8 protein-coding genes are annotated in these 11,283 nt (G+C 38.6%); 7 read left to right on the top strand and 1 reads right to left on the bottom strand.

The annotated features are described in order from the left end of the window. Nucleotides 1-835: 835 nt before the first annotated feature. The 7 genes from RYO55_RS02815 (at nucleotide 836) to RYO55_RS02785 (ending at nucleotide 10,561) form a co-directional block, all read left to right on the top strand. The gene (locus tag RYO55_RS02815) at nucleotides 836-1,696 is read left to right on the top strand and encodes a polysaccharide deacetylase family protein (protein ID WP_314984069.1); all 861 of its coding nucleotides are present in this window, start codon (nucleotides 836-838) and stop codon (nucleotides 1,694-1,696) included. Between the two features lie 8 nt (nucleotides 1,697-1,704). Next, nucleotides 1,705-2,199, top strand: a complete 495-nt coding sequence (locus RYO55_RS02810) for a MogA/MoaB family molybdenum cofactor biosynthesis protein (protein ID WP_314984068.1) — start codon at nucleotides 1,705-1,707, stop codon at nucleotides 2,197-2,199. A gap of 219 nt (nucleotides 2,200-2,418) precedes the next feature. Then, nucleotides 2,419-2,850 carry an Rrf2 family transcriptional regulator gene (locus RYO55_RS02805; RefSeq protein WP_278470395.1) on the top strand — a complete coding sequence of 144 codons (432 nt, stop codon included), beginning with the start codon at nucleotides 2,419-2,421 and terminating at the stop codon, nucleotides 2,848-2,850. 85 nt (nucleotides 2,851-2,935) lie between these two features. Beyond that, entirely contained in the window at nucleotides 2,936-4,324 is a 1,389-nt protein-coding gene (locus RYO55_RS02800) for a cytochrome ubiquinol oxidase subunit I (protein ID WP_314984066.1), read from the top strand. After that, nucleotides 4,315-5,334 carry a cytochrome d ubiquinol oxidase subunit II gene (gene cydB / locus RYO55_RS02795; protein WP_295815423.1) on the top strand — a complete coding sequence of 340 codons (1,020 nt, stop codon included), beginning with the start codon at nucleotides 4,315-4,317 and terminating at the stop codon, nucleotides 5,332-5,334. Before RYO55_RS02800 ends, cydB begins: the two co-directional genes overlap by 10 nt. A gap of 197 nt (nucleotides 5,335-5,531) precedes the next feature. Further along, nucleotides 5,532-9,119: a thiol reductant ABC exporter subunit CydD gene (cydD, locus tag RYO55_RS02790; protein WP_314984064.1), complete on the top strand. Its 3,588-nt coding sequence runs from the start codon at nucleotides 5,532-5,534 to the stop codon at nucleotides 9,117-9,119. 272 nt (nucleotides 9,120-9,391) lie between these two features. After that, nucleotides 9,392-10,561: a hypothetical protein gene (locus tag RYO55_RS02785; protein ID WP_004698486.1), complete on the top strand. Its 1,170-nt coding sequence runs from the start codon at nucleotides 9,392-9,394 to the stop codon at nucleotides 10,559-10,561. A gap of 129 nt (nucleotides 10,562-10,690) precedes the next feature. Here the strand turns inward: RYO55_RS02785 and RYO55_RS02780 are convergent, their stop codons facing one another. Beyond that, nucleotides 10,691-11,275: a DUF805 domain-containing protein gene (locus tag RYO55_RS02780; RefSeq protein WP_302498380.1), complete on the bottom strand. Its 585-nt coding sequence runs from the start codon at nucleotides 11,273-11,275 to the stop codon at nucleotides 10,691-10,693. Nucleotides 11,276-11,283: the final 8 nt, after the last annotated feature.

The following is an 11,283-nucleotide window of genomic DNA, read 5'->3' as shown; positions in this document are numbered from 1 at the left end:
ACGCCGAAAGTACTTGGCTGGAGACGGCCTGGGAGGATAGGAAGCCGCTGATTGATTAAAGGCACACTTGAGGGTGTGTCTTTTTTTGTATGGCTTCCTATCCTCCCAGGGGACCTGGTGAGCAGGGCAGTAAAAGTAGGGCAGTAGAAGATGGAGGAGCAACGCGACGACAGATTCACTGCATCACTTTCTTCCGAACGTAAGATTTACCGAACTGCGAAGCAGTGAAGGGAAATCCACAGTAAGGAAGCAAGTAGAGCAAGTTAAAGGTAATAAGAATTAAACGATGACAGATTCACTGCATCGCTTATTTCGGAGCGTAAGATGGATATGTAGCGCAGCTACATAGGTCCATCCACAGCGACGAACACCCAGTATCCTGGAGCAAAGAACCGTACATAAGAACTCGCTGATTAACGAAATAGAGGGTCAACCCTATAAAGGGTTGGCCCTCTATTTTTGTGCTCTAACGAGCACATTCTAATTCCTTCTAGAGCCGTTTTCAGCCAAGGTTGTAGAAGTATTGTCTATGTGTATTGATCAATAGAGACGGCGTGGAAAGGGTAGGGTGTGAGGCCACAGAGGAGTGAAACGACGTATGGGGCTCACACACCACCTTCTTCCGAACGTAAGATTTACCGAACTGCTAAGCGGTGAAGGGAAATCCACAGTGAGGAAGCAAGTAGGGAAAGTTAAAGGTAATAAGAATTAAGCGACGACAGATTCATTGCATCAACCGTTTTTATATTAATCTTATGAGAGATTTTCTTGATAATAGCCACTTATATGTGGTATTCTCATTATGTATGTAAGTGGATGGGAGTGATTATTTTATATGTATAAATATGGCAAGAGCTGTATTAAAAAGTTGTTATATTGTATTGCAATATGTATTGCAATCTTAGCGGTTTCTATTGGAGTTATGTGGGGTCTGTCTTCAGATTACAAGTTATATGGTGTACCAGTACTTAATTACCATCAAATAAATGATGAAAAGCACTCTGCTTTAACACTGCATGTAGATCAGTTTAAGGAGCAGATGGCATATCTCCATAATCATGGATACAACACGATTACATTAGATCAGCTATACGATTATTTGCAAAATGGTACAGAATTACCAGATAAGCCAATTGTTATTACCTTCGATGATGGGTATGTAGATAATTATACATATGCTTTACCTATATTAAAGGAATATAATATGAAGGCTACTTTGTTTATGATTAGCGATGCAGCGAATACGCCTGGATTTGTTAGTACGGAGCAAATGCGGCAAATGGAGGCCGGCGGCTTTGATATTCAAGGTCATACAAATCATCACAAGATACTAACCCATATGGATCCAACGGAGTTGCCAGATGCTATTCTCGGTGGGAAAACTTCGATGGAAGGTATTCTAGGGGAGCCTATCGTTTATTTAGCCTATCCAGGTGGTTTTAATGATATGCTCGTTCAGTATGTTACGAAGCAATCTGGTTATAAGATGGCTTTCACCGTTCAACCAGGTACAGTTAAGCCTGGAGATAATCTCTATGCCTTAGATCGATTAGCAATATTCCAAGGTGATACACCGTATTTATCTTTCTGGTTGCGACTACATTGCGCACTATTTATTAAGTATTCTTGGGCATTGCGTGATACATTACGCGATAATGGATGGCCAAACTTGGCATCTATTGTGCCTTTATTCTAGGAGGAATTATGTCTTACGAAGTTGTATCAAGGCCATTACGTGTTGCAGTGTTAACTGTATCTGATACTCGTACATTAGAAACAGATAAAGGAGGCAACAAGGTTCAAGAATTCTTGGAAGCAGCAAATCATATTGTGGCAGATCGCAAAATTGTAATTGATGATTGTGATGCTATAAGGAATGCCATGATTCTATGGTGTAATGATGAGTCTATCGATGTCATTATATCCACTGGGGGAACTGGTATTGCTATGAGAGATGTTACTATAGAGGCTGTAAATAGCTTATATGAAAAGAATATCCCAGGTTTTGGTGAAATCTTTAGATATTTATCCTATACGGAGGATATTGGAACGAAAGCAATGGCATCTCGTGCAGAAGCTGGTGTTAAGAATAAGACTTTGATGTTCTCTATTCCTGGCTCTGTTGGGGCCGTCACCTTAGCGATGAGCAAACTCATCATTCCTGAAATGGGTCATTTGGTGCGAGAAATTACAAAATAATATATATGGAGACTGTTCTTTTGAGAACAGTCTTTTTATATATGATTACAATCAATATTTGATGGATATAAAAGTAGGTAATTGATCCAAAGAATATGAGCGTGAGAAGTAAGTGAATTAATTTATCTTGTTTAAAACAATACCATTGCAGTATTGTTTTATTTCATTTATACTAGATTTAGTAATACGTTTGTCCGAGTGCACGAGAAAGGAGACTTTATGAAGTTAAATCAGGCCACGGATTATGCATTTCGCATGGTCTTGCATATGGCGCTACTACCTTCGGGCTCGAAGATAACTGGTGCTGTATTGGCTGAGCAAGAGTTGATTCCAGAACGCTTTTTGCTCAAGATTATGCGTAGTCTCATTGCAGCAGGAATTATGAAATCTTTCCGCGGTGTAGATGGAGGGTTTGCCTTGAATCGAAGCCCTCAAGAGATTTCGTTGCTTGATGTAATTAGAGCAGTAGAAGGGGATGCGTATTTACAACGTTGTTTATATGATGTAGGTTCTTGCTCTAAGTCTTGTAAGGGGCATTGCGCTATAAATGAAGCAATGGGCGTGATTCAGCATCAATTGGTCAATCAGTTGGAAGCGGTTAATTTTAAGAACCTTGCCCAACGAGAACAGTTGATTATCGCTGAGGCTTGAGCTTTTTTTATAGTCGCAATGATGCAAGGTTTTTTGTAAAAGCTCGTCAAGTGATGTTAGTATTTTATTCTAAGGAGGAAAACACATGTTTGAAACTGTAGATTTAGCCCGATTGCAATTCGCGCTAACATCTATCTATCACTGGTTATTTGTGCCGTTCACACTAGGTATGACAGTGATTGTTGCTGCTTTAGAGTGGACCTACGTGTCGACTGGTAAAGAAGTATACAAAAAAATGGCTAAGTTCTGGGGCAAATTGTTCCTAATTAACTTTGCTATGGGTGTGGTGACTGGTATTGTTCAGGAATTCCATTTCGGTATGAACTGGGCAGAATATTCTCGTTTTATGGGTGACATTTTCGGCGCTCCATTGGCCCTTGAAGCATTAATGGCATTTTTCTTGGAATCTACATTCATGGGCGTTTGGATTTTCGGTTGGGATCGCTTACATAAATGTGTTCACGCCCTTGTAGCTACATTTGTAGCATTAGGTACAAATCTATCTGCGTTCTGGATTCTTGTAGCAAACTCTTTTATGCAACATCCTGTAGGTTTTGTATTACGCAATGGCCGTGCAGAGATGGAAAATTTCCTAATCATCGTTCAAAATGGCTATGTACCTGGACAATTTTTCCATATTGTATTGAATGGTTTATTAACAGCTGGCGTAATTATTATGGCAGTCAGTGCATGGCACTTATTACGCAATAATGCGACAGAGTTCTACCGTCGCTCTGCTAAATGGGGCATGGTTATCGCTCTAGTATTCGGTACTTTAGGTGCATTAGCTGGTCATCACCAAGGTCAGTACATCACAAAAGTACAACCTATGAAAATGGCTGCTATGGAAGCGTTGTGGGAAACACAAGATCCAGCACCATTCTCTTTAGTAGCTAACATTGATACTAAGGCACAAAAAAATACAAATGCTCTTGAAATTCCTGGTGGTTTATCCTTCTTGACTCAAAACTCCTTTACGTCTGGTAAGGTAGAAGGTATCAAAGACCTTCAAGCAAAAGCGGAGGCTCAATATGGCCCTGGCAACTATATTCCAGATGTTCCAGCAATTTTCTGGACATTCCGTGTTATGGTAGCATCCGGTTCTCTTATGTTACTTGTTGCCTTTGTAGGTCTTATCCTAAATGCAAAAGATAAACTTGTTGAAAACCGCACATTCTTAAAAATTATGTTCTGGATGTTGCCATTGCCATTTATCGCTCACTCCACTGGTTGGTTTGTAGCGGAAGCAGGTCGTCAACCATGGCTTGTATATGGTTTGCAATTGACTGCAGATGGTGCGTCTAAATCCGTAACGGCTCCAGAAATTATGACTACAATCATCGGCTTTACACTTGTGTATATCGTGGCTGCTATCGCGGCTATCTACCTTGCTGTAGAACACATTAAAAAAGGTCCGGATGGCAACCCATCTCATGATGTAGTTGAAAAAGAGGAGGCGAGATTATGGAATTAATTTTTAATAACCTTGAAGTGGTATGGTTTATCTTAATTACTGTACTATTCGCTGGCTTCTTCTTATTAGAAGGTTTTGACTATGGTACTGGTATTTTGTTACCATTCATTGGTAAAACTGACGTTGAACGTCGACAAATGATCAATGCCTTAGGTCCTGTGTGGGATGGTAATGAAGTTTGGATGATTACTGCTGGTGGTGCATTATTCGCATCCTTCCCTCATGTGTATGCTACATTATTTAGTGGATTCTACTTGGCTCTATTCTTGATGCTTGCAGCTCTTATTATTCGTGGCGTATCCTTTGAATTTCGTTCTAAGAACCCTAATTTGTTATGGCGTAAAACATTCGACTACTGCATCTTCTTTGGCTCCTTGATTCCTGCACTATTGTGGGGTGTTACAGTAGGTAACTTGATTCAAGGTACTCCAATTGATGCAAGTATGACATATGTTGGTACATTTTTTGATTTATTAAGTCCTTACACAGTACTTTGTGGTATTGCGTTCATTTTGGTATTTACATACCATGGTGGCTTATTTACTTCTATTAAAACAGCTGGCGCTATTTCTGAACGCGCTCGTGCTGCTTCTTTGGTAGTAGGTGTTCCTACAGCTATCGGTGCATTAGCATTGGTAGGTGCAACTTACGTATATACAGATTTGTTTAATTCTGTATTAGCTGTAGTTTGCTTTGCATTAACTATCGTGTTCTTCCTCATTTCTTGGGGCGCAGCACGCACTCGGAATACAAAATGGGGGTTCCTATTCAGCTGTTTATCTGTTATTTCTGTAACAGCTGCATACTTTGCAGGTTTGTTCCCTCGCATTATGGTTTCTTCTTTGAATCCTGAGTGGAGCTTGACTATTACTAATGCAGCTAACTCTACTTACACGTTGACTTTGATGACTTGTGTAGCATTCGTATTTGTGCCAATCATTTTGGTTTATCAATCTTGGGTATATTGGACATTCCGTCATCGTGTAACAGAAAAAGATTTACACTATTAATAGAATAGCCTTATAACTCTTGTGAGTAAAAATTAAATCTTAATGTGAGGCGTGCCGTAGCGGCACGCCTCTTTTTTGTGGTAAGATGATTATAATATTGATAAATTTAGATTCACTTGGACTCTTTTAGGCCTATTTAAAGGAATTTAAATTTGTTTGATTTTATATATTTAAGTTGATTTACCATAGAGGATAGTATGATACAGCGTACCGCATTTAAAGCGCTGCTAGAACATAAAGGACGGCTTGGATTACTCGGTTTAACCTGTTTAATAGAAAGTCTGTCAATTGTTGGGCAAGCTTGGTTCTTTGGAACCTTAATAAATAACCTTATATTTTTGGAACATACACTAGCTGATGAAATGAATACCATCATTTATTTGTTTATAGTTATTGTTATGAGATTGGTGGCACATTACGTTCAAGAGGCAGTGGCAAATCACTTGGGGAGTGCTGTAAAAGCATCCTTTAGAGAACGCTCTTTGGCCCATATGTTTAAGCTTGGTGTACAACATAAGGAACGTCATGGCGATGTCATCCATATGCTTACCGATGGTTTAGAGCAAGTTGATGCATATGTGGCTCGTTACATTCCGCAGATTTTATACGCTATTATGATTCCACTTATTATGGGAATCGCCATTATAGATACATTACCAATAATTGGCATTATTTTAATTGTTACTGTGCCTTTAATTCCATTTTTTATGATCTTGATTGGGAAGCAAGCTGATCGATTAAATAAGGAACAATGGGAGCGTATGAGCTTCCTATCGGGGCATTTTTTAGACGTATTGCAAGGGATTACTACGCTAAAACTCTTTGGTCGTGCAAAAGATCAAATTAAGGTTATTGGTCGATTATCTCAAGAGTTTAAAGATTCTACTTTACGAGTGTTGCGCGTAGCCTTTTTATCTGCATTAGTACTTGAATTAGTGAGTACTATAAGTACAGCTCTGATTGCGGTATATTTAGGCCTAACCTTATTAGATGGTGAAATTACATTCTTTTCAGCCTTCTTTATTTTGTTGTTAGCGCCGGAGTTCTATACCCCATTTAGACAGTTGGGGGCTGCTTTCCATACGGGGATGGCAGGTAAAACATCTATTCTGAAATACGAAGAATTTATGAATCGTCCGCAGTCCTTACCAGTAGGTGGTGATTCTAAACTCGAGAAATCTATACAAGAGATCGCAATTAAAGATTTAACTTTTACCTATGAAAATAGTGAGAATGGGGTATACCATATTACACTAGAGGCTGAGCGTAATGTACCTATTATGCTCGTTGGTGAAAGTGGAGCTGGCAAATCTACTATTGCCCATATTATTGGTGGATTTTTACAGTCTCCGAAAGGAGCAGTTACTATCGATGGCATTGATATATGTGATTTAGATATCGACTGGTGGCGTCAGCAAATTACCTATGTGTCTCAACATCCACATATTATGAAAGGGACCTTACGAGAGGTCTTATCCTTTGGTATGGATGTAAGTGATGCAGATATTCTCGATGCTTGCAAAGAGGTTCAACTATTAGATGTTATTAATCGAGAACAAGATGGGCTTGATGCGGTTATTGGAGAAGGTGGTTTAGGTCTTAGTGGCGGTGAACGACAGCGTATTGCGTTAGCTCGTGCATTTCTCCGAAAGGGTCAGGTGTTGATTCTTGATGAAGTAACAGCACATCTAGATGTAAAAACGGAATCCATTATAAGTGCAGCTATCCAGCGTTTGATGGAAAATAAGATTGTTATCATTATTGGACATCGCTTACAAACTATGCACTGGGCATCTAAACTATATGTCTTGAAAAGTGGATCAATTATTCAAGAAGGTTCTTATCAGGACCTACTTCAAGAAGATGGTTATTTTAAAGAACTTGTTACATCTGGCTTAGGTCAATTTTCAGCAGCTCTAGAAGCACCATTGCATATAAAAAAATCAGCTAATTTAGATACTACATTAGGTTTGGAGACATCTATTAATAGCACTGACGGTATTGTTAAAGCCGTTGAAAGTTCTATGACTTTCCAAAGTGGTGAAAAAGCCCCTAATATGGGCTTACAAGGGTGGAAATTATTGTTCTCCGTATTAAGTCCAGCCAAGTGGTCATTAATATTGGCCTTGCTATTTACATTCTTAACTGTATTTATGAACGTAGGGCTTTTAACGGTATCCTCTTGGCTGTTGGCATCTGCCGCATTGCAACCGGGGCTCACTTATTTGAGCCTTGCAATCGTAGGGGTTCGATTCTTTGGTGTTAGTCGCGCTGTATGTCGTTATTTTGAGCGCTATACATCTCATCGCATGGCCTTTCAAGGTCTTTATGGCCTGCGTTTGTGGTTTTATGCTCATTTGGAACCATTGGCACCTGCTATACTCAAAAGATTTGGAGCGGGGGATATGTTGGGACGCATCATGGGGGATATAGAGGTATTGCAATTCTTCTACTTGCGCACTCTGATTCCACCCGTAGCAGCTATTGCCTTGACTGTATTGATTGCATATGGAGCCTCTACGATCGACAGTAGCTTGATTACGCCAATTCTTTTATCGGCTCTCGTATTAGGTGTAATATTACCTTTGGTCGTTTATACACATAATAAACAATCTTTACATGCGATTGGGCCCCAACAAGGCGATTATAAAGCGCTTTTAAGTGATACTATGGATAGTCTTGAAGATGTGATTAGTTACGGCAATGAAAACCTTGTATATAATCGTATTCAGCATATGATGCGCAATGTAGATATTCAAAAGGGCACTATTGAGCGTGGCATGAATATGGGTAATACATTATTCATAGGCGGTGTTCAGTTAACTGTAGTTATTGTAGCTATTATGGCCTCTAATGCATTAACAGGTGCTTGGGCCAGTGTTATGGTAGCGGTGGCTGCCATTGGTACGCAGGCTTGGTTTGAAGCGTTACAACCTATGATCGCGGCAGTTCATCATGGTGCAGAAAGTAAAGTTGCTACAAGTCGTCTCATGGCTCTCAGTAATGAACCTATATCTATTGTAGATCCTATATCACCAAAATCATTTAATCCTAATGATGATATTATTTTTACAGATGTATCCTTTGGTTATGATGAATATCGCCATATTTATGAGAATCTTAGACTACATATTCAACAAGGACAATCTATTGCTATCGTTGGGGCTAGTGGATCTGGCAAGACGACATTGTTTAATATGCTTGAGCGACTATATGATTATGGTGGTTCCATTCGTATAGGTGCAGTGGAGTTGAAAGATATTTCAATTGATATTTGGCGTAATGTATTGGGAACTATAACTCAAGATACGTATATTTTTAATGCATCCTTTAAAGACAATATACGTCTTGCTAGACCTGAGGCGTCTAAAGAAGACTTAGAGCAAGCCATTAATCGCGCCTCATTGCGTTCCGTAGTCGAAAAATTACCAGAGGGAATGAATACGATTGTAGGTAGTGGAGGACAAGGTTTGAGTGGTGGCGAGCGTCAAAGAATTGCATTAGCTAGATTGTTCTTACGCAATCCTAAAATTATTTTATTAGATGAACCTTTAGAGGGTTTAGATCAAGTAACACGAAAAGCCTTGCATCGTGATTTGATGCATTATGTAGATGGTAAGACATGTCTATATATTACGCATCAATTGGAAGGTTTAGAACAAATGGATCGAATTATATTTATGGATAGAGGTCAAATTGTTGAAGATGGAACGTATGAAGAATTGATAGCTCTTCGAGGGCGTTTCTATGAATACTGTTATTTATCTATGGCAAGTATTCAATAAAACTAAATATCAATAAAAGCATCTATTACAAATGCTTGATTGTAGATTGGACAATATTTTAATTTCATGTTGCAATTTAAGACCTATTATGAATATTAAATTATAATAGGAACAATATTAAACTACAGTAATAAAGCCCCTTTTGCTATGTAAAAAGGGGCTTTAGTTATATTTATATTTAATAGTATATGTAGTATACTTTTATCGATAAATCATGCAACATATGGTATAATTTTTATATTAAAACCTATTTTTTCACCCTTGGAGGGGTTATGACTAAAATCTTCACCAAATTACGAGCTTTGGTGGATGAAGCATTATCCGATCGTGATGCGGTGGTGGATAAGGCACCTGTATTAGAGAAAGCGCCTTTAGAACAAGATTTGTTTGACCATCGTTTACTATATATTGAAGAAGATATGGTTAATCGCATGTTGCGTGCCGCTCTTCGCAATCATTGGTTCTTTTATGCTATAACATTTGAATTTGAACCAAACAATCAAATATTTCTATCCATTATTACAAAATGGGGGAATGTGATTAATGTGGAATTCACCTTAGAGGATCTATGGTTTGATGATTATTCATCATCCTTTGCAATTCGCCTTGATACAAACAATATAGATACAGGTGGGTTTATTTTGAACTCCATTTTACACTTGTTGGGAAACTGGTGTCTCAGTCTTTTTGGTATATTCTTTAACCCTATTGCATTGGGAGAAAAAGGATCTACCGTACGCTTTGAGAAAAAAGGAATTATCCAGTTTGACTTATTGCCTAATACACAAGTGAAAAAATTCATACCTATGCCTGAGCGCCATATTGGTAGCAATGGACCTGTTTTGTTGGGGAACCCGCGTACCAGTCAATCTGTGTTGCAGTTAGATTACTATGCGTTCCATGATCCTGTAGATACTTTTACGGTGCCTGATGTGCCGACTCGCACTAGCTGGCTTCGTTCTATTGATATTGCAGCAGTTCTTTTGTTGCCAATTGGTGTATGGATTACATTTGTTATCTTGCATCATTACTTGCCGACGGAAACACTGGAATTCTCATTTTCTACGTACTTTTTGATTTCCTTAGGGATTTTTATCATTTCCTTCTTAGTTATGAATATTCCGCGGTATTTGTACATGTATTTTGATTCTCGCAAACAGTGGCAAAGTGCGTTTGTACATAACAATATCAAAATTCAAATGCGTAAACTACATCGTCGTATCTTCATGCAACAAGCTACATTGACGTCTGATTGTGATGAGGATACAGCCAATGAAAGCCAAGAGCGAATCAAACACCTCTTGTTGCAAATTAGAGATAAGCGATTCCTTGCTAATCGTCTTAAAATTGCAGATGATGATAGAGCGCGTAAACAAAAGGTTAAGTTTATTATTGCTTATATCGGCTGTACATTGATTGAGTTGATGTTACTGATGAATTAATATCGTAAGAAATATAAAATATAAAAACGTATCTCTATGTGTGATATGTCCTCCTTTACTGGATATCCAATAAAATGGGGACATATCAATGAGAGATACGTTTTTTTGATTACAAGTTATTAATTTTGGTTATCGTTTTTTACGACGTTTTCGAGCTGGTTTGCGGTTTTCTTGTTTTTTGCTTGATACAGGAGTTTGTACTGATTCATATGTTGGCTGATTTACAGGCATAAATGGAGGATTACCGTATTGGTTAGGCTCAGGTTGTCCTGGCAATACCCAGAATAGGAAGCCGATGAGCCATATAAAAAGCTCTAGCATGTAATTGAATGGAGAGACAGCCGAGTAAGTATTAACGAAGATCATAATTACTGACCAAAGAATTCCTGCCCATGCATTGAAGCCTATGTCGTGAATACGACGGCCAAATAAGACGCAAGATAATGGGAAAAGGGTTGCTAATAAGAGCCAGACAATGACTCTAGTCAACCAATATGCCGGTAAGGATACGACAAAGTCTAAGAGTATTTCATCGATATAGTGAACGATGTGGAATAAAATCATCAAAGCGATGAAGCATATGATAAATTGTAGTCTATTTAACCGTCCCGTTAGGTTAAAAATCGATAGGCCCATGCGACGTCCTTGGAATGCAATGAGCAAACCAATGATACATATGAGCAATGTTCGTAATACGACATAAAGTAAATCCATAAGTTCCC

It is taken from the genome of uncultured Veillonella sp. (assembly GCF_963551295.1).
In the GTDB taxonomy this organism is placed as follows: domain Bacteria; phylum Bacillota; class Negativicutes; order Veillonellales; family Veillonellaceae; genus Veillonella.
This window is presented reverse-complemented; position numbering and strand designations above follow the sequence as displayed.

What these genes read in the sequence shown, in the direction of transcription:
- RYO55_RS02780 (WP_302498380.1), bottom strand. Translation starts at nt 11,275, where the DNA reads ATGGATTTACTTTATGTCGTATTACGAACATTGCTCATATGTATCATT.
- RYO55_RS02815 (WP_314984069.1), top strand. Translation starts at nt 836, where the DNA reads ATGTATAAATATGGCAAGAGCTGTATTAAAAAGTTGTTATATTGTATT.
- cydD (WP_314984064.1), top strand. Translation starts at nt 5,532, where the DNA reads ATGATACAGCGTACCGCATTTAAAGCGCTGCTAGAACATAAAGGACGG.
- RYO55_RS02785 (WP_004698486.1), top strand. Translation starts at nt 9,392, where the DNA reads ATGACTAAAATCTTCACCAAATTACGAGCTTTGGTGGATGAAGCATTA.
- RYO55_RS02805 (WP_278470395.1), top strand. Translation starts at nt 2,419, where the DNA reads ATGAAGTTAAATCAGGCCACGGATTATGCATTTCGCATGGTCTTGCAT.
- cydB (WP_295815423.1), top strand. Translation starts at nt 4,315, where the DNA reads ATGGAATTAATTTTTAATAACCTTGAAGTGGTATGGTTTATCTTAATT.
- RYO55_RS02800 (WP_314984066.1), top strand. Translation starts at nt 2,936, where the DNA reads ATGTTTGAAACTGTAGATTTAGCCCGATTGCAATTCGCGCTAACATCT.
- RYO55_RS02810 (WP_314984068.1), top strand. Translation starts at nt 1,705, where the DNA reads ATGTCTTACGAAGTTGTATCAAGGCCATTACGTGTTGCAGTGTTAACT.